Raw genomic sequence first — 18,791 nt, 5'->3', positions numbered from 1 at the left:
GTTGTATTCATCTGTGGTTAAGGAGCAATTAACCCTTCGTGCGCGTAATGGCTGTACGATTCTCTCTTATCAGGGGCAGCCATTTGACATCGCAGACAACCACCAAAAGCTGGACGGGCATGGCGCAGGCTTTCAGCCAGGGCGGCCGCCGCACGGAAATGTTGCTGGCTGCGGGTTTTCTGCTGGCGGTTCTTGCGCTGCTGGCACCCCTGCGCATCCTGTCGCTGGGGCTTGCAGGGGGCGCCGGGACGGTTGTGGTCTGCGCGGCTTTCCTCTGGTGGCGCGGGCGGGCCGCGACCCAGGTTGAGGTCGTGCAAAGCACTGCAATCACAGACTTTATTCAGAACGACGCGACACCCGGCTTCATTGCCAGTTCCGATGGTGCGATCCTCTCTGCCAATCCGGCTGCGAAGGCGCGGTTTGAGGTGGGTGAAAACAGCACGCTGGCTGCTGTGCTGAACGCCACTTTTGCGGATCCGGGTGGATTGCTGTTCCGCCTCCAGACCCGCGCGGCGTCCTCCGGTGCTGCGCAAGAGGATGTGATGACGCGCAGCGGACACATGCGGCTGTCGGTGCATGAAGCACCGGGCGCAGGTTTCATCTGGCGCATTGAACAGATCGCCGCGCGGTCCGGGCCAAAGACGGGGCAGGATGGTATTGCCTTGCCGATGGTCATGGTGGGCCGCAGCGGTGCGATCCTGTTCATGAACGATCCCGCCCGCGCGCTGGTTGGCGGGCGTGTCAAAGCCCTCGACCGGCTGTTTACCCAACTGCCGTTCACCCCCGGCCAGGCCTGTGAGATCACGACGGCGGATGGCCCCCAACAGCGCCTTGTGGCCGAGGTGGACGCAGGCGCCGGGCGGCGCGCGCTGTATTTCCTCCCCGTGGCGGAGACGGCCGCAGAAACGCAGGGCTGGCAGGCCTTTCATGATCTGCCCGTGCCGCTGATCAAGGTCGCACCGGACGGGAAGGTCCAGTCGTTCAACCGCATGGCCGCCCAGCTCATCGGGGTTTGCCTGACCGAAGACGCGCATCTGTCCGACCTGATGGAGGGGTTGGGGCGTTCTATCACCGATTGGCTGACGGACACCTTGGCGGATCGCATGGTGCAAAAGTCAGAATTCCTCCGCCTGACGCGGGCCGACAAGGAGGTTTTCGTTCAGGTTGTGCTGAACCCGATCACGGAAAATGGCGAACGCGCGCTCATTGCCGTCATGCATGACGCAACAGAATTGAAATCGCTTGAGGCAAAGTTTGTCCAAAGCCAGAAAATGCAGGCCATCGGGCAACTTGCCGGTGGCGTTGCCCATGATTTCAACAACCTGCTCACAGCGATATCGGGCCATTGTGACCTGCTGCTGCTGCGCCATGATCAGGGCGATTCCGATTACGCCGATCTGGTGCAGATCAATCAGAACGCCAACCGGGCCGCAGCGCTCGTGGGGCAACTCCTTGCTTTCTCCCGCAAACAGACCCTGCGCCCGGAAAAGCTCGATCTGCGCGATACGCTTGCGGATCTCACCCATCTCCTGAATCGACTGGTGGGAGAGAAAATCACCCTTACGCTCAGCCATGATCCGGTCTTGCAGCCCATCCGCGCCGACAAGCGCCAGTTCGAACAGGTGTTGATGAACCTCGTCGTCAACGCGCGGGATGCGATGCCCGGCGGGGGAGAGATCAGGATCGTCACCGAATGTGCAACTCTTGAGGATCCCCTGACCCGTGACCGGGTGACGGTTCCGGCAGGCGAATATGTCACCGTGCAGGTTGGCGATGACGGCACGGGCATCGCCCCGGACAAGCTGGAAAAGGTGTTTGAACCTTTCTTCACCACCAAACGCACCGGTGAGGGCACCGGTCTGGGGCTGTCGACCGCTTACGGGATCATCAAACAGACCGGCGGGTACATCTTTGCCGATTCCATCGTTGGCACCGGCACGACCTTCACCTTGTATTTCCCGGTGATGGAAGTGAGCAAACCCGCAGCGACCAAACCGGCGGCACCCGAGATCCGGCCGCTTGGAAAGCATGAAGATGGCGTCATTCTGCTGGTAGAGGATGAAGCGCCGGTGCGCGCCTTTGCCAGCAGGGCGCTGCGGCTGCGGGGGTACACAGTGCTGGAAGCCGATTCCGCAGAAGCCGCGCTGAAGACGCTGGAGGACCTCAGCCTCAACATCGATGTCTTCGTCACCGATGTGGTTATGCCGGGGATGGACGGTCCAAGCTGGGTGCGCGAAGCCTTGAAAGCCCGTCCCGAAGTGCGGGTGGTTTTTGTATCAGGCTATGCCGAGGACAGCTTCGGGGAGAAACAGACCCGGATTCCCAACTCGGTGTTCCTGCCAAAACCATTCTCGCTGAACGAGCTGACGGAGACGGTGCACCGACAATTGCACTGAATGCCTGCCCGGCGCCGGTAGACCCTGCCGTGTCGCCAGTGCGTTTGGGACTTTGACGACAGGCTGGGTTGGACAATCCGGTGGGCAGGGAGGCTCTGGCAGGAGGTTTGTGTGGGAACCAGATCGGGTCTGTCAGTTGCAAAAGGGGGGAAAGGACAATCACGCGGCGCAATTCAACCTTCTGCGGTCGTCGCCAACACGCCGCAAGGGTGGTGGATGCCAAGATCACTCAATCGAATCGTAGAGCGCAAATTCCTCAGCAAATTTGCGCCGGAAGCGGGTTTCGACATCCTTTGAGAGCGATAGCGGGATCGATGGAGAGACATTCTCCTGTTTGAGATCGAGCGTGACTTCCAGACGCTCCGCCAAGAACGCCTGCAACCGGGGCTGGTCTTCATAGCGAAAATAATGGGTGATGCCGGTGCCGTTGGGCTGGGTCTTCATGAAATTCAACTGACTGCCCACATCCGCAAAACCGGGCTTGTTGCCTTTCATATAGGCCAGAACAAAGTCGTCGAAACTGACGCCGAAGGTGTTGTTGGGCTTGCCCTTCATGAACGGGCGCTGACGATACCTGTACCAGCTGCCCAGCCAGGACACCGGCTCGCGCATCACGGCCATCAGTTCCAGTTCCACATCGCAGACCTTGAGGAACATCGGCCGGATGAATCGGTTGTAGCGATAGACGGGCGCGTGTTTCAGCATGGGAGGTTCGGAAATCACCATATCGGCCCGCGGCGCCAATGCGCTCTCGTAGGCGGTGGTGCCGGTTTTGGGAACAGACAGAAAGGCGAGCCTTTCCCTAAAGAAAACAAGCACCTGCACCCCTCCCAAAAGTAAATCCGCGGCTTCGCGCCCTTGTAAACTACTTCTTAACCAACTTCGCCAAAAGATGCAGAGAGAAAAAATTTGATTGAAATGTTCCTGCTTTGGCCTCATAGAGAACATTAGAGGAACAAAGAAAGCAGTCCCGCGGCCTTCCGATTGCGGAAGGGAGGCGGGTATGACACTAAGGGAATAGGCACATGGCAACGGCAGATCTTTTGACAATGGACAACAAGAAAACAGCAGAAAAGCAAAAGGCGCTGGACAGCGCGCTTGCGCAGATTGAACGGCAGTTCGGCAAAGGCTCCATCATGAAGCTGGGCGCGGAAGGTGCCATTCAGGACATCAAGGCAAGCTCCACAGGGTCGCTGGGGTTGGACATCGCGCTTGGCATTGGCGGTCTGCCGATGGGGCGTATTATTGAGATCTATGGCCCGGAATCCTCTGGCAAAACAACGCTGACGCTGCATTGTGTGGCGGAGCAGCAAAAGAGCGGCGGCGTCTGCGCCTTTGTGGATGCCGAACATGCGCTGGATCCGCAATATGCCCGCAAACTGGGCGTGGATATTGATGAGCTGTTGATCAGCCAGCCCGACACCGGGGAACAGGCGCTTGAGATTACCGATACGCTGGTGCGGTCCGGGGCGGTGAACATGGTGATCGTCGATTCCGTGGCAGCACTGACGCCGAAATCGGAACTTGAAGGCGACATGGGCGACAGCAGCGTCGGCGTGCAGGCCCGCCTGATGAGCCAGGCGATGCGCAAGCTCACGGGCTCCATCTCCCGCTCCAACTGCATGGTAATCTTCATCAACCAGATCCGGATGAAGATCGGCGTCATGTTCGGCTCACCCGAGACCACATCCGGCGGCAACGCCTTGAAATTCTATTCCTCCGTCCGCCTCGACATCCGCCGCATCGGCGCGTTGAAGGACCGCGACGAGGTTGTGGGTAACGCCACCCGCGTCAAGGTCGTCAAGAACAAGGTCGCAGCCCCCTTCAAACAGGTGGAATTCGACATCATGTACGGCGAAGGCATTTCCAAGATGGGGGAACTGCTGGACATGGGCGTGAAAGCCGGGATCGTGGACAAGTCGGGATCGTGGTTCTCCTACGGGGACGAACGGATCGGGCAGGGGCGCGAGAACGCCAAATCCTTCCTGGGCGAGAATGAAGCCATGGCGATGGAGATCGAAGACAAGATCCGCGCGGCCCATGGTCTGGATTTCAATGGCTCCGAAGACGACGACGTCGATATTCTGGAAGCATAATCCCGCCCTTCGCGGGAAATCTGCACCATCAATGGGGCGCGAGGCACTCTCGCGCCCCTTTTCGCATGTTCGGCCTGTGGACAGCCCCGCACACCAAGGCTATTTGAAAAGCTCACCTGTATGCCCGGAAAGCCAGACCCATGAAAACGCTCAACGACATCCGATCGACCTTCCTGTCCTACTTTGACAAGCAGGGCCACGCGGTTGTTGCCTCTGGCCCGCTGGTCCCGCGCAACGATCCGACGCTGATGTTTGCCAACTCCGGCATGGTGCAGTTCAAGAACCTGTTCACCGGGGTCGAGACGCGGGATTACAAGCGCGCGACCACAGCGCAGAAATGTGTGCGCGCCGGGGGCAAGCACAATGACCTGGATAATGTCGGCTACACCGCGCGGCACCATACGTTTTTTGAGATGCTGGGCAATTTCAGCTTCGGCGATTATTTCAAAGCCGAAGCCATTGCTTTTGCATGGGAATTGCTGACGGTCGATTTCGGCATCGACGCCAGCCGTTTGCTGGTCACGGTCTATCATACCGATGATGAGGCGGCGGAGATCTGGAAGAAGGTCGCAGGCCTGCCGGATGAGCGGATCATCCGCATCCCGACGGACGACAATTTCTGGCGGATGGGGCCCACCGGGCCCTGCGGGCCCTGTACGGAAATTTTCTATGACCACGGGGATCACATCCCCGGCGGCCCTCCCGGCACGCCGGAAGAAGACGGCGACCGGTTCATCGAGATCTGGAACATCGTCTTCATGCAGAATGAGCAGTTCGAAGACGGCACGATGAAGCCGCTGGAGATGCAGTCGATCGACACCGGCATGGGGCTGGAGCGGATTGGCGCGCTGTTGCAGGGCCAGCACGACAATTACGAGACCGACACCATGCGCAGCCTCATTGAGGCGTCGGGCCATGCGCTCAGCATTGACCCTTTTGGGGCGGGCAATGTGCATCACCGGGTGATCGCGGACCATTTGCGCTCGACCTCCTTCCTGATTGCCGATGGCGTGATGCCATCGAACGACGGACGCGGATACGTGCTGCGCCGGATCATGCGGCGCGCGATGCGGCACGCGCATCTGCTGGGGGCGCAGGATCCGCATATGTACAAACTGGTGCCTGCGCTGGTGCGGCAGATGGGCTCGGCCTATCCGGAGCTGGGGCAGGCCCAGGCCTTGATCACGGAAACGCTTGAGCTGGAAGAAACCCGGTTCAAACAGACACTTGAACGTGGGTTGAAGCTGCTCGCGGATGAAGTGGGCGGCCTGTCAGACGGCGCGGCCCTGCCGGGTGCGGCGGCTTTCAAGCTCTATGACACCTATGGCTTCCCGCTCGACCTCACGCAGGACGCGTTGCGCGAGCAGGGGCGTGAGGTGGACACCGACGGCTTCGATGCCGCCATGGCAGAGCAGAAAGCCAAGGCGCGTGCGGCCTGGTCCGGTTCAGGCGAGGCTGCGGATCCGACCGTCTGGTTCGACGTGGCCGATCAACACGGCACAACGGATTTTCTGGGCTATGACCTTGAAACCGCCGAGGGGCAGATCGTGGCCATCGTGTCCGGCGGTGCCGCTGTGGCGGATGCCGAAACCGGGGCGGAGGTTCAGATCGCTTTGAACCAGACACCGTTTTATGCGGAATCCGGTGGTCAGGTCGGCGATACCGGGCTGATCCGCACGGAAACCGGCGTTGTGACCATCACCGACACCCGCAAAACCGCAGGCGTCTTTGCCCACATCGGCCGGGTCAGCGAAGGGCGCGTGGAACCGGGGCAGGCGGCGGTGCTGGAGGTTGATCCCACGCGGCGCACCTCCATCCGGGCCAATCACTCCGCCACGCACCTGTTGCATGAAGCCTTGCGCGGGGCCTTGGGGGATCACGTCTCTCAGCGCGGGTCGCTGAATGCGGCGGACCGGCTGCGGTTTGACTTCAGCCACGCCAAGGCGTTGACGCTGGACGAGCTGGCCCAGGTCGAGACGGAGGTGAACAGCTACATCCGCCAGAACGCGCCGGTCGAGACACGGATCATGACCCCTGATGATGCACGTGCACTGGGCGCGCAGGCGCTCTTTGGGGAGAAATACGGCGATGAGGTGCGGGTTGTGTCGATGGGCCGCCAGCCGGGGTCTGGCAAGGGCAGTGACAAGGATACCTATTCGCTTGAGCTTTGCGGGGGCACCCATGTGCGTCAAACCGGTGACATTGGCGCTTTTGTTTTGCTGGGCGACAGCGCCAGTTCCTCCGGCGTGCGCCGGATTGAGGCGCTGACCGGAGCGGAGGCGATGGCGTGGCTGCGCGCACAGCAGACCGCTTTGGCTGGTGTGGCGGAGACGTTGAAAACCGCCAGCGCAGATGTACCAGACCGAGTGCGTGCGCTGATGGATGAACGCAAATCACTTGCCAATGAGGTGGCCCAGCTGCGACGCGAACTGGCAATGGCCGGGGGCGGCGGCACCGCCGCACCTGAAGCTGTGGATGTCGGCGGCGTGAAATTCGTGGCGCAGGTCTTGCAGGGCGTAACGGGCAAGGATCTGCCTGCTTTGGTGGATGAGCACAAGGACCGCCTGGGCAGCGGCGCGGTTCTGCTGATCGCGGACACCGGCGGGAAGGCGGCGATCGCGGCTGGTGTCACCAAGGATCTGACAGAGAAACTCTCTGCCGTGGATCTGCTCAAAACAGCGGTTGCCGCTTTGGGCGGAAAGGGCGGCGGCGGTCGGCCTGACATGGCACAGGGCGGTGCCGCCAGTGCCGAAAAGGCCGCAGAGGCCATCACGGCCGCAGAAGAAATGTTGAAAGGATAAGACCCATGGGCGCACTCTGGATTGCACATGTAACCGTCACGGATGAAGAGGCCTACAAGAAATACGCCGCCGGCGCCACGGTAGCGATTGCCGAACACGGGGGCACATTCATCGCCCGCGGTGGCCGCTTTGTTCAGCTTGAGGGCAAGGAACGCCCCCGCAATGTCGTTGCGCGGTTCCCCGATGTGGAAACCGCAGAAAAGTGTTACCATTCAGACGCCTATCAGGCGGCCCTTGAGCACGCCCGTGGCGCATCAGAACGCGAATTGCTGATCGTGGAGACGACAGACGAGCCGCTCTAAACCACCACCTCCCCCTCTTTTCTCCATAAATATCCCGGAGCGCGAGGCAGCGCCTCGCACCCCGATTTGGCGGAGACAAATCAATAAAATCATGTCGCGCCTTTGGCGCGCCAGTTTGAGCCCACCCTAGCTGGCTTTCGCCATCCGCTTACGCTCATGCGGGTCCAGATAGCGCTTGCGCAACCGGATCGCATTGGGCGTGACCTCAACCAGTTCATCATCATCAATGTAGGCAATCGCCTCTTCCAGCGTGAGGATTTTCGGCGTGGTCAGACGCACCGCTTCGTCCGTGCCGGAGGCGCGCACGTTGGTCAGCTTCTTGCCTTTCAGCGGGTTCACTTCCAGATCGTTCTCGCGGGAATGCTCGCCGATGATCATGCCGGTATAGACGTCCGCCTGTGCGCCGATCATCATTTTGCCGCGCTCTTCGAGGTTCCACAGGGCAAAGGCGACCGAAGTGCCGTTTTCCATGGAAATCAGCACGCCGGCACGGCGGCCGGGGATTGGCCCCTTGTGCGGGGCCCAATCGTGGAACACACGGTTCAGCACGCCGGTGCCGCGCGTGTCGGTCAGGAATTCGCCGTGATAGCCGATAAGGCCACGGGACGGCACATGGGCGATGATGCGGGTTTTGCCGGCACCTGCGGGTTTCATCTCGACCAGCTCACCTTTGCGGGTGCCGGTGATCTTTTCGATGACGGCACCGGAATATTCGTCGTCCACGTCGATGGTGGCTTCTTCGATGGGTTCATGGCGCACACCGTCGATGTCCTGAAACAGGACCTGCGGGCGGGAAATGCTCAGCTCGAACCCTTCGCGGCGCATGTTTTCGATCAGGACACCCATCTGCAATTCGCCCCGGCCTGCCACCTCAAAAGCATCACCGCCCGGCGTGTCGGAGATCTTGATCGCCACGTTTGATTCCGCTTCCTTCATCAGGCGTTCGCGGATCACGCGGGATTGGACTTTCTTGCCATCCCGGCCTGCCAGCGGGCTGTCGTTGATGCCGAAAGTCACGGTAATGGTGGGCGGGTCGATGGGCTGGGCGGGGATCGCCTCGGACACCGATTGATCGGCCAGCGTGTCGGCGACGGTGGCTTTGGTCATGCCGGCGATGGAAACGATGTCGCCTGCTTCGGCCATGTCGATGGCGGTTTGTTCCAGCCCCCGGAAGGCGAGGATTTTCGTCGCGCGAAAATTCTCGATGAGGGTGCCGTCGCGCGACATCGCCTTGATGGTCTGGCCCGCTTTGAGCGTGCCGGTTTCAACGCGGCCCGTCAGCATCCGGCCCAGAAAGGGATCTGCCCCCAGCGTTGTGGCCAGCATGGTGAAGGGTTTGTCGCGGTTTTCCACCTGGGCGGGGGCGGGCACGTGATCAAGGATCAGTTGAAAAAGCGCCTCCAGCCCCTTGCGGGGGCCATCAAGGCTGTGATCCGCCCAACCGGCACGGCCGGAGGCATACATGGCTGGGAAATCAAGCTGTTCTTCGGTGGCGTCCAGATTGGCAAAAAGGTCAAAGCATTCATCCAGCGCGCGGTCCGGCTCCCCATCGGGTTTGTCGACCTTGTTGATCACCACGATGGGACGCAGGCCCAGTTTCAGGGCTTTGGACGTCACGAATTTGGTTTGCGGCATCGGGCCTTCGGCAGCGTCAACCAGCAGCACCACACCGTCGACCATCGACAGGATCCGCTCGACTTCGCCGCCGAAATCGGCGTGACCGGGGGTGTCGACGATGTTGATGCGCGTGCCGTTCCATTCCACGGAGGTGGGTTTGGCAAAGATCGTGATGCCGCGTTCGCGTTCCAGATCATTGCTGTCCATGGCGCGTTCGGTCGTCGCCTGATTGTCGCGGTAGGTGCCGGATTGTTTGAGCAATTCGTCCACCAGCGTCGTCTTGCCGTGGTCAACGTGAGCGATAATTGCGATGTTGCGCAGTTCCATGGGGTCAGCCTTTGTCAGGGAGTTGCGCGGGCCATAGCGTGCAGGCGCAGCAAAGGCCAGCGTTAAAGCGTCATTGGAGATGGTGGTCCAAAGAGATTTTAGGCCTCTGGCAGGGTTTTTTGAACCATTTGGAAGGGGCGGCTGGTGTGGTGCGCTCTTGCTGGTGCGGTGATCAATGGCCGGTGGTATTGGAAAAAAGCTGGATGACAACGATGCCGCCGATGATCATCGCAAGGCCGAGCACCGCCGGCAGGTCGAGTTTCTGGCCAAACAGGACATAGCCGATCACCGCGATCATCACGATGCCGATGCCGGACCAGAAGGCATAGACGATGCCGACCGGCATGAACTTCAGTGTCAGCGCAAGGAAATAGAAGGCGAGGCTGTAGCAGACTACAACCGCCAGTGAGGGCCAGAGCCGGGTGAATTGCTGGGAGGCCTGAAGGGCTGTTGTGCCCAGAGTTTCCATGATGACAGCAATCACCAGCCAGAGGTAGTGGATCGACAAGAGGCCTCCTGCGCCGTCAGAGCGGCAGTTGCGTGGTTTCCTTGATCTCTTCCATCACGAAACTGGCCGAGACGTCCGACAGCGGCACCTTGCGGATCAGACGTTGATAGAGGCGATCATATCCCGCCATATCCGCAACCCGCGCCCGGATCAAATAGTCCAGATCCCCGGACATGCGGTAGACCCCGGTAATCTCGGGCATCGCACGGGTGGCGGCTGAAAATGTCTCCAGCCAGTCGGGGGCGTGGGCGCTGGTGCGAACCTGGATGAAGACCGTCAGGCCGAGGCCCAGTTTGTTGGCATCGAGCAGGGCCACGCGCCCTGTGATGATGCCTGCGGCCTCCAGCGCACGGATGCGGCGCCAGCAGGCGTTACGGGACAGGCCCACTGCGGCCCCCAGTGTTTCCAGGGATTGATCCGCATCACGTTGCAATTGCATCAGGATGCGGCGATCTGTTGGGTCAAGTTCATCCATATTCACCATATTGCGGGATAAAATCTCACAGTAAAGGAAAATCGGGTTATCTTTGGGAAATCTTCACCGCGCCCTGGTGATAGTTTCTGCGGCACGTCATCCAAGGAGCCTGACATGTTTGCACGCGTTTTTCTGAACCATCCCGCCAAAGTCGATGAGACCTTCTTTGAGCATATGCTTTTTGCATTGAAGTTCTCTGGGCTGCTGTTTGCAGCGGCCGGCGCGGCGCTGGTCCATGCGTTGATCCCGTGTCTGTTTGAGAAGACCGCCAGCCGGATCATCAAGACGCTGTATGAGCGCACACACAACCGGGGCTGATCATGTGTCGTTGGGCCGCATGGCTGGGCCAGCCATTGTTTCTGAGCGAGATGCTCACAGCACCGTCACATTCGCTGATCCACCAGTCGCGTGAAGCCAGCAAGTGCAAGACGGCGATCAACGCGGATGGGTTCGGGCTGGCCTGGTATGACCAGCGCCCCACGCCGGGGCTCTACCGCGATGTTTATCCGGCCTGGTCGGATCCGAACCTGCGGTCCTTGGCGGAACAGGTGCGTGCGCGGCTGTTTCTGGCCCATGTGCGGGCCTCCACCGGGGCCGCGACCAGCCGCAACAATTGCCATCCGTTTGTACACGGGCGGTGGGCCTTCATGCACAACGGGCAGGTCGGCGGGTTTGAGCAGTTCCGCAAGGAAGCTGACATGCTGATCCCGGCGCCCCTGTATGGCGACCGCAAAGGGGCGTCTGACAGTGAAGCGCTGTTTCTGGTGGCTTGCGGGTTTGGGCTGGATGCCGATCCGCAGGGGGCCGTGGCGCGCAGTGTTGGCCTGTTTGAAGAGATATCGCGCACCGCAGGCATTGGACCACATATGCGCGTGGGGGCGGCGTTCAGCGATGGACAGACCCTCTATGCGGTGCGGTATGCCTCGGACGATCGCGCGCCGTCGCTGTTTTACCAGTGGAATGCGCAGTGGCAGGGGTGGTCGGTGGTGTCCGAGCCCTTTGACACCGATCTGAGCGCCTGGACCGAAGTGCCCAAGGGCAGCTTTTGCCGGTTCACGGCAACCGATTGTGATATCGTCCCCTTTCAGCCAGAGGGACAGCGGCGGGCAGCCTGACAAGGGCGGTTGCGCATTTGAGAAGGGCCGCTGCGGTGCGGCCCTTTGATGTTGTCAGGGGAGGTGGATCAGCCCGCCAAGGCCTTGCCAAGGTTTTCGTCCACCTTCTCCAGAAAGCCCATGGTGGTGAGCCAGCCCTGGTCCGGACCGACAAGCAGCGCCAGATCTTTGGTCATGTGGCCGCTTTCGACCGTGTCCACCACGACTTTCTCCAGCGTTTCCACGAAGTTGGTCAGCGCGGTGTTGTCGTCCAGTTTGCCACGGTGCTTGAGGCCGCCGGTCCAGGCGTAGATAGACGCGATGGAGTTGGTCGAGGTCTCCTCTCCCTTCTGGTGCTGGCGGTAGTGGCGGGTAACGGTGCCGTGGGCGGCTTCGGCTTCCACAATCTTGCCATCTGGGGTCATCAGTTGCGAGGCCATCAGGCCCAGCGAGCCAAAGCCCTGTGCGACGGTATCAGATTGCACATCGCCGTCGTAGTTCTTGCAGGCCCAGACGAAGCCGCCGTTCCATTTCATCGCACAGGCGACCATGTCGTCGATGAGGCGGTGTTCGTACCAGATGTCCTTTTCCTTGAAGGCATCGGCGAATTCGGCATCAAACACCTCCTGAAAGATCTCCAGAAAGCGGCCGTCGTATTGCTTGAGGATGGTGTTCTTGGTCGACAGATACACTGGCCAGCCGATTTGCAGGCCGTAGTTCAGCGAGGCGCGCGCGAAGTCGCGGATGCTGTCATCGAGGTTGTACATGCCCATGAACACGCCCGCTGCGGGGGCTTGGTAGACTTCATGCTCAATCTCTGTCCCGTCGTCGCCCACAAATTTCATCGTCAGCTTGCCGGGGCCGGGGAACTTCATATCGGTGGCTTTGTACTGATCGCCGAAGGCGTGGCGGCCGATCACGATGGGTTTGGTCCAGCCGGGCACGAGGCGCGGCACGTTTTTGCAGATGATGGGTTGGCGGAACACCACGCCACCAAGGATGTTGCGGATTGTCCCGTTGGGCGAGCGCCACATCTTCTTGAGGCCGAATTCCTCCACCCGTGCCTCATCCGGCGTGATGGTTGCGCATTTGACGCCAACACCGTGTTTCTTGATCGCCTCGGCGGCGTCGATGGTGATCTGATCCTCCGTCTCATCACGGGCCTCAATCCCGAGGTCATAGTATTTCAGGTCCACATCCAGATAGGGCAGGATCAGCTTTTTCTTGATGAAGTCCCACATGATGCGGGTCATCTCATCCCCGTCGAGTTCGACGATGGGGTTGTCTACCTTGATCTTGGTCATGGAGGGTCCTTGGGTTTGGGGGCTTTCGCCCTCGCGTCTAGCGCATTTTAGGCAGATAAGAAAGGCTGTATACAATGGTACACATTGACATGCGGGAGAGGCTTGGGTACCGCAGGGGCAAATGTTGGACCACCTGTCAGAAACCCGTGCAGCCCGCGGTATTTTGAGACGGATGGCCCTCCCGCAGCCGATCACAGAAAGAGGATCTCATGGCCCAATCTCAGACCCCCGACATCATCTATACCAAGGTTGACGAGGCACCCGAACTGGCAAGCGCGTCGTTTCTGCCGATCATCCGTCGCTTTACCAAGGCAGCCGGGATTGATGTGGGCACGCGTGACATCTCGCTCGCCGGGCGGATCATCGCGACCTTTCCGGAGAACCTGACGGCAGAGCAGCGGCAAAGCGATGATCTGGCGTGGCTGGGGGAGTTGGTCAAAACGCCGCAAGCCAATGTGATCAAGCTGCCCAATATCTCCGCTTCTGTGCCGCAGTTGGTGGCGGCTGTGGAGGAGTTGCAGGCCAAGGGGTACACCTTGCCCGATTATCCTGAGGACCCGCAGAATGATGCGGAACGCGAGGTGCGCGCGCGCTATGACACGATCAAGGGCTCTGCGGTGAACCCGGTATTGCGGGAAGGGAACTCCGACCGGCGCGCGGCACGGGCGGTGAAGAATTTCGCGCAGGCCAATCCGCATTCGATGGGGACATGGGATGCGGCCAGCAAGACCAAGGTGTCTTCGATGCCGGGTGATGATTTTTACGCCAATGAAGTGTCCGCCACGATCAGTGCCGCACAGGCCGGGACCGCGCGGATTGAATTTGAGGGCGCGGATGGCGCTGTGACGGTGCTGAAAGAGGCATGGCCGCTGGAAGAGGGCACGATTGCGGATGCGACGTTCATGTCGGCCAAGGCGTTGTCAGCATTCCTCGCGGGCGCGATTGAGGATACCAAGGCCGACGGCACGATGTTCTCGCTGCATATGAAGGCCACGATGATGAAGGTGTCTGACCCGATCATCTTCGGCCACGCGGTCAAGGCGTGGTTGGGGCCGGTGTGGGACAAACATGGCGCGGCGATTGCCGCTGCCGGTGGTTCGCCGAACTCTGGGCTGGCGGATGTGCTGGCGGCGATTGAGACGATGGATAACGCGGCGGAGATCGTGGCGGAGATCGCGGCGCTTGCACGGCCTTCGATGTATATGGTCGACAGCGACAAGGGCATCACCAACCTGCATGTGCCCTCGGATGTGATCATCGACGCCTCCATGCCTGCGGTGATCCGCGCGGGCGGCAAAGGCTGGGATGAGACCGGGGCCAAGGGTGACACCAATTGCGTGATCCCCGACCGCTGCTATGCGACGGTCTATGACGAGACGATCAATTTCTTCAAAGCCAATGGTGCGTTGGATGTGACCACGGCAGGCGCGGTGGCCAACGTTGGCCTGATGGCCCAGAAGGCTGAGGAATACGGCTCCCACCCGACCACGTTCGAAGCGCCAGCAGATGGCGTGATCCGGATTGTCCTGGCCAACGGCGAAACGTTGCATTCCCACAGCGTGGAAGCGGGCGATATCTGGCGGTCGTGCACGGTCAAGAAAGCGCCGATCGAGAACTGGATTGAACTGGCGATGGACCGTCAGCGGCTGACGGGGTCTGAGGCGATTTTCTGGCTGGATGCCAACCGCGCGCATGATGCGCAGTTGATTGAGTACGTGAAACCCGCGCTGCAAGCGGCTGGAGTTGCTGATAAATTCCAGATCATGGCACCACGTGAAGCGACCGCTCAGTCATTGAAGACAATCACGGCAGGCAAGGATTCCATTGCCATCACCGGCAACGTGCTGCGCGATTATCTGACCGATCTCTTCCCCATTCTGGAACTGGGCACATCGGCCAAGATGCTGTCGATTGTGAAGCTGATGCAGGGCGGCGGATTGTTTGAAACCGGTGCGGGTGGCTCTGCGCCAAAGCATGTGCAGCAGTTGCACGCTGAGAACCATCTGCGGTGGGATTCCATGGGGGAGTTTTGTGCCCTTGGGGAGAGCCTGAACTTTCTTGCGGACGCGCGCGGCAATGCCAAGGCTGGCGTGCTGGGTGCGGCGGCAGAGGCCGCCACGCAAGGCATTCTGGATGACAACCGCTCCCCCAGCCGCAAGGCCGGGGAGCCGGACAACCGCCACAGCCACTATTGGTTCGCACGCTATTGGGCCGAAGCACTTGCCGCGCAATCAGACGATGCGGATCTGGCGGCGGAGTTTGCGCCCTTGGCCAAGGCGCTGGCGGAGGGTGAAGCAGCGGTTCTGGCGGAACTCTCGGCAGGCTCTGGTGCTGCGGCGGACACGGGCGGGTATTTCCGCAATGACGACGCCCGAACGGCGGCTGTCATGCGACCCAGTGCAACGTTGAATGCGATTATCGGGTAAGCGAGATGCCGGGTGGGCCTTTGCAGGTCTGCCCGGCGTTTACTTGTGGGTCGCGGCGTGCTGCGCGAAGAATGCCGCAATCCGCGTTTTGGCATAGGCCCACAGGCCCGGTGCACCGATGTTGATCTTGCTGCCGACGCGGTCCGCGATCTGCGCTTCACTGACGTTGTATTCCGTCCAGCTGCCACCACCGGACATCAGGTTCTGCATGGGCGGCTGAAAACGGTCGAGGGATTTGGCGAACTGTGCGGAAGGGCTTTCCGCGGCTTCGAATTCTTCCCAGACCGCACGCAATTCATCGCGCAGATCATCAGGCAGCAAGCCAAAGATGCGATCCGCGGCGGCTTGTTCCTGCGCCTCCATCGCGGTGATGTCGTGATCGCCAAAGATCGGATTGTCGCCTGCGTCGATTTCCACAAGGTCGTGCAGGATCAGCATTTTGATCACAAGCGTGATGTCCACACCCGGACCCGCCTGATCGGCCAGCACCAGCGCGTAAAGCGTCAGATGCCAGGAATGCTCCGCAGAGTTTTCCCAGCGCGAGTTGTCGCACAGGGTGGTGGCGCGCAGGGTGGATTTGAGCTTGTCGGCCTCGTTCAGAAAAGCGATCTGCTGATCAAGGCGTGCGGTGTCGTTCATTCGCCGCCTGCCGCACCCGCAGGAGGGTGTGCGTCGGCCGCAGCGGCCGCGCGGTGTTTCTTGATCTTGTCGACCAGAAAGGCGCGGGCCTTTTCATTGGCCATCCGGGTGCGCACGGCGGTCAGAAACGCTTCTTCGAGGGTTTGGGACGACGCCCCCAGCACGTCGCCCACTTCCATGAACAAACGGTCTTCGCCGGTCTCTCGCTGCACGGCCAGACATTCTTCGGCCAGTTTGTTGGCCAGTTCGATGACGACCGGGTCTGCCATCAGCGGGTCGTCTCAGTCAGGCGGCGTTTGACATAATCGGTGGAGCTGTTGATCAGCGTCTCCATATGCGGCTCTTCAAAGAAGTGGCCGGCACCCTCAACTTCCTGATGGGTGATGGTGATGCCCTTTTGTTCATGCAGTTTGTTCACCAGGCTCACGGTATCCGCGGGCGGGGCCACACGGTCAGCCGTGCCGTTGATGATCAGACCGGAAGACGGGCAGGGCGCAAGAAAGCTGAAGTCATACATGTTCGCGGGCGGAGAGACGGAGATGAAGCCGGTGATCTCCGGCCGGCGCATCAGCAGCTGCATGCCGATCCAGGCGCCAAAGGAGAAACCCGCAACCCAGCAGTGTTTGGAATTGTTGTTCATCGATTGCAGATAATCGAGGGCGGAGGCGGCGTCAGACAGCTCACCAATGCCTTGATCGTATTCGCCCTGAGAGCGCCCAACACCGCGGAAATTAAACCGCAGCACGGTGAAGCCCATGTTATAAAAGGCGTAATGCAGGTTGTAGACCACCTTGTGATTCATTGTCCCGCCAAATTGCGGATGCGGATGGAGCACGATGGCAATTGGTGCGTCACGCTCTTTTTGGGGGTGGTAGCGGCCTTCAAGCCGGCCTTCAGGTCCGGGGAAGATAACCTCTGGCATGGGCGTCCTGTCCTGTGGGTTCGTAAGGTTTTGATGCAGGCAACGGCCGTGTTGACGGCGCGGGGCGCAAACCTTAGAACGGTTCTAATCTGACTGTTGCATATGTTCCAGCGCAACAGGCTTTGCGTGTAGGCATTTCGCGTCACGGCGTCAATGTAAGGCGTAGGAAAACGGCCTGATCAGAAGGTCATGGGCTGCGGGGAGAGATCGGATGAAACTGTCAACCAAAGGCCGTTACGCGATGGTGGCACTTGCCGACATCGCATTGTCGGCGCAGGACGGGTTGGTCTCTCTGGGGGAGATTGCGGACCGGCAGTCGATCTCTTTGCCCTATCTGGAGCAATTGTTCGTCAAGCTGCGGCGCGCGGAACTGGTCACCTCGGTGCGCGGACCGGGTGGGGGTTACCGGCTGGCGCGACCCGCGTCGGAGATCCGTGTGGTGGATGTTCTTTCCGCCGTGGATGAGACGGTGGATGCGATGCACAAGGGGGCAGGGGCCTCTGGCGGGGCATCGGGCAGCCGCGCACAGTCCCTGACCAACCGGCTGTGGGAAGGGTTGAGCGCGCATGTCTATGTGTTTTTGCATCAGACGCGGTTGTCGGATGTGATTGCCAATGAGCTGGCCCCATGCCCGGCGGTGCCGAACCTCTTTGATGTGGTGGATGAAGGATGAGGAATCTGATTGCCGCGCAAGCGCGGTTTGATTTTATTGATTTGTCTGCGCCAAATCGGTTTTGCGAGACGCTGTCTCGCGCTCTGGGATATTTTTGGAGAAAAGAGGGTTGGTGAGGGTTTACCTCGATCATAATGCGACCACGCCTTTGCGGGCGGAGGCACGGGACGCGATGATTGCGGCGATGGATGTGGTGGGGAACCCGTCGTCGGTGCATGCAGAGGGGCGTGCGGCCAAGGGCCTTGTGGAGAAGGCGCGGGCGCAGGTGGCGGCTTTGGTCGGGTGTCGGGTGCAGCAGGTGATTTTCACGTCGTCGGCCACGGAAGCGGCGGCGTTGTCTGTGGCGCAGAAGGGGCGGCATGGCGGGGTCTTTGCGGCGCTGCCGACGGAGCATGATTGTTTGGGGGTTTGGAGTGAGGTGGCTTTAGCGTCGGTGTATGATCTGTCCGGCAGGGTGGATCCGGCGTGGCGGGAGACCTTGCCGCCCGGGTTGATTGCGGTTTCCGCCGCGAACAGTGAAACGGGGGTGATGGCACCCGGTTCGGCGGTTGTGGGCAGTTCGCCGGGCAAAGCTGTGGTCTGCGACATCACGCAGATGGCTGGGAAGGTGCCGGTTGTCTATGGGGCGCAGACACCGTCCTACGCCATCCTGTCCGCCCACAAACTGGGCGGGCCGAAGGGGATCGGCGCGTTGATCAATTTCACCGCCGATGATCCGGAGCCCATGCTGAAAGGCGGCGGGCAGGAGATGAACCGACGCTCAGGCACTGAAAACATGATCGGAATCGCAGGGTTCGGCGCGGGGGCTGAGGCAGCGGGCCGGGATGTGGCGGCCGGGCGGTGGGAAGAAATTGCCGAATTTAGAAATATTCTAGAACTAAGTCTTGAGGCTGGCTCAAATAAGACTATTTTTGTCGGGAAAGCCGCTGCGCGCCTGCCGAACACCTCCTGCATCCTCACCGAAGGATGGAAGGGAGAGACGCAGGTGATGCAGATGGATCTGGCCGGATTTGCGATCTCAGCCGGATCTGCCTGTTCCAGCGGCAAGGTAAAGGCCAGCCGGGTTTTGACGGCAATGGGCTTTGACGAGACACAGGCGGCAAGTGCCATCCGGGTGTCGTTGGGGCTGGAGACGACGAGAGATGAAGTTTTGCGCTTTGCGGATGCGTGGCTGGCGAAACTCAGGAAACACGAGCAACGGGCCGCATAGG

17 protein-coding genes are annotated in these 18,791 nt (G+C 60.4%); 9 read left to right on the top strand and 8 right to left on the bottom strand.

Annotation, left to right across the window (positions count from 1 at the left end):
• Positions 1–158 precede the first annotated feature (158 nt).
• The gene (locus tag Q1A91_RS08750; protein WP_299876171.1) at positions 159–2,396 is read left to right on the top strand and encodes an ATP-binding protein; all 2,238 of its coding nucleotides are present in this window, start codon (positions 159–161) and stop codon (positions 2,394–2,396) included.
• Positions 2,397–2,621: 225 nt separating this feature from the next.
• Here the strand turns inward: Q1A91_RS08750 and Q1A91_RS08745 are convergent, their stop codons facing one another.
• Positions 2,622–3,215: a gamma-glutamyl kinase gene (locus tag Q1A91_RS08745; RefSeq protein WP_299875770.1), complete on the bottom strand. Its 594-nt coding sequence runs from the start codon at positions 3,213–3,215 to the stop codon at positions 2,622–2,624.
• Positions 3,216–3,421: 206 nt separating this feature from the next.
• Here Q1A91_RS08745 and recA point away from each other — a divergent pair, with 206 nt between their 5' ends.
• The 3 genes from recA (at position 3,422) to Q1A91_RS08730 (ending at position 7,595) form a co-directional block, all read left to right on the top strand.
• Entirely contained in the window at positions 3,422–4,492 is a 1,071-nt protein-coding gene (recA, locus tag Q1A91_RS08740) for a recombinase RecA (RefSeq protein WP_299875768.1), read from the top strand.
• Between the two features lie 140 nt (positions 4,493–4,632).
• Positions 4,633–7,293, top strand: a complete 2,661-nt coding sequence (gene alaS, locus Q1A91_RS08735; protein WP_299875766.1) for an alanine--tRNA ligase — start codon at positions 4,633–4,635, stop codon at positions 7,291–7,293.
• 5 nt (positions 7,294–7,298) lie between these two features.
• Positions 7,299–7,595 carry a DUF1330 domain-containing protein gene (locus Q1A91_RS08730; RefSeq protein WP_299875764.1) on the top strand — a complete coding sequence of 99 codons (297 nt, stop codon included), beginning with the start codon at positions 7,299–7,301 and terminating at the stop codon, positions 7,593–7,595.
• Positions 7,596–7,721: 126 nt separating this feature from the next.
• Here the strand turns inward: Q1A91_RS08730 and typA are convergent, their stop codons facing one another.
• The 3 genes from typA to Q1A91_RS08715 all read right to left on the bottom strand — a co-directional run bounded on the left by typA (position 7,722) and on the right by Q1A91_RS08715 (position 10,522).
• Positions 7,722–9,539, bottom strand: a complete 1,818-nt coding sequence (gene typA, locus Q1A91_RS08725) for a translational GTPase TypA (RefSeq protein ID WP_299875762.1) — start codon at positions 9,537–9,539, stop codon at positions 7,722–7,724.
• A 172-nt stretch (positions 9,540–9,711) separates the two neighbouring features.
• Positions 9,712–10,047, bottom strand: a complete 336-nt coding sequence (locus Q1A91_RS08720; protein WP_299875760.1) for a multidrug efflux SMR transporter — start codon at positions 10,045–10,047, stop codon at positions 9,712–9,714.
• A 16-nt stretch (positions 10,048–10,063) separates the two neighbouring features.
• Positions 10,064–10,522: an Lrp/AsnC family transcriptional regulator gene (locus tag Q1A91_RS08715; protein ID WP_299875758.1), complete on the bottom strand. Its 459-nt coding sequence runs from the start codon at positions 10,520–10,522 to the stop codon at positions 10,064–10,066.
• 114 nt (positions 10,523–10,636) lie between these two features.
• Here Q1A91_RS08715 and Q1A91_RS08710 point away from each other — a divergent pair, with 114 nt between their 5' ends.
• Both Q1A91_RS08710 and Q1A91_RS08705 read left to right on the top strand, forming a co-directional pair.
• Positions 10,637–10,840 (top strand): DUF6356 family protein, encoded by a 204-nt coding sequence (locus Q1A91_RS08710; protein ID WP_299875756.1) that lies wholly within the window; start codon positions 10,637–10,639, stop codon positions 10,838–10,840.
• A 2-nt stretch (positions 10,841–10,842) separates the two neighbouring features.
• Entirely contained in the window at positions 10,843–11,637 is a 795-nt protein-coding gene (locus tag Q1A91_RS08705) for a class II glutamine amidotransferase (RefSeq protein ID WP_299875754.1), read from the top strand.
• A gap of 68 nt (positions 11,638–11,705) precedes the next feature.
• On the opposite strand, the gene Q1A91_RS08700 is transcribed toward Q1A91_RS08705, so the two are convergent.
• Positions 11,706–12,920 carry an NADP-dependent isocitrate dehydrogenase gene (locus Q1A91_RS08700; protein ID WP_299875752.1) on the bottom strand — a complete coding sequence of 405 codons (1,215 nt, stop codon included), beginning with the start codon at positions 12,918–12,920 and terminating at the stop codon, positions 11,706–11,708.
• Between the two features lie 209 nt (positions 12,921–13,129).
• On the opposite strand from Q1A91_RS08700, the gene Q1A91_RS08695 reads away from it, so the two are divergent.
• On the top strand, positions 13,130–15,346 hold the full coding sequence (locus tag Q1A91_RS08695) for an NADP-dependent isocitrate dehydrogenase (protein WP_299875751.1): 2,217 nt from the start codon (positions 13,130–13,132) through the stop codon (positions 15,344–15,346).
• A gap of 39 nt (positions 15,347–15,385) precedes the next feature.
• On the opposite strand, the gene Q1A91_RS08690 is transcribed toward Q1A91_RS08695, so the two are convergent.
• From Q1A91_RS08690 to Q1A91_RS08680, 3 genes are read right to left on the bottom strand one after another with little or no spacing between them, the layout of a single operon-like run.
• Positions 15,386–15,985 carry an HD family hydrolase gene (locus Q1A91_RS08690; RefSeq protein ID WP_299875749.1) on the bottom strand — a complete coding sequence of 200 codons (600 nt, stop codon included), beginning with the start codon at positions 15,983–15,985 and terminating at the stop codon, positions 15,386–15,388.
• Positions 15,982–16,254, bottom strand: a complete 273-nt coding sequence (locus Q1A91_RS08685; RefSeq protein WP_299875747.1) for a hypothetical protein — start codon at positions 16,252–16,254, stop codon at positions 15,982–15,984. The genes Q1A91_RS08690 and Q1A91_RS08685 overlap by 4 nt, the downstream gene beginning before the upstream one ends.
• Positions 16,254–16,907 (bottom strand): alpha/beta hydrolase, encoded by a 654-nt coding sequence (locus Q1A91_RS08680; RefSeq protein ID WP_299875745.1) that lies wholly within the window; start codon positions 16,905–16,907, stop codon positions 16,254–16,256. The genes Q1A91_RS08685 and Q1A91_RS08680 overlap by 1 nt, the downstream gene beginning before the upstream one ends.
• A gap of 211 nt (positions 16,908–17,118) precedes the next feature.
• Here Q1A91_RS08680 and Q1A91_RS08675 point away from each other — a divergent pair, with 211 nt between their 5' ends.
• Complete coding sequence (locus tag Q1A91_RS08675; protein ID WP_299875743.1) at positions 17,119–17,580, top strand: Rrf2 family transcriptional regulator; 462 nt, start codon at positions 17,119–17,121, stop codon at positions 17,578–17,580.
• Positions 17,581–17,689: 109 nt separating this feature from the next.
• A complete protein-coding gene (locus Q1A91_RS08670) occupies positions 17,690–18,790 on the top strand; it encodes an aminotransferase class V-fold PLP-dependent enzyme (RefSeq protein WP_299875741.1) in 1,101 nt (366 codons plus the stop codon).
• Position 18,791: the final 1 nt, after the last annotated feature.

Origin of the sequence: uncultured Sulfitobacter sp., assembly GCF_947500075.1 — a bacterium.
Classification (GTDB): Bacteria; Pseudomonadota; Alphaproteobacteria; order Rhodobacterales; family Rhodobacteraceae; genus Sulfitobacter.
Note: the sequence above shows the minus strand (reverse complement) of the source record. Positions and strands in the feature narration are given on the sequence as shown.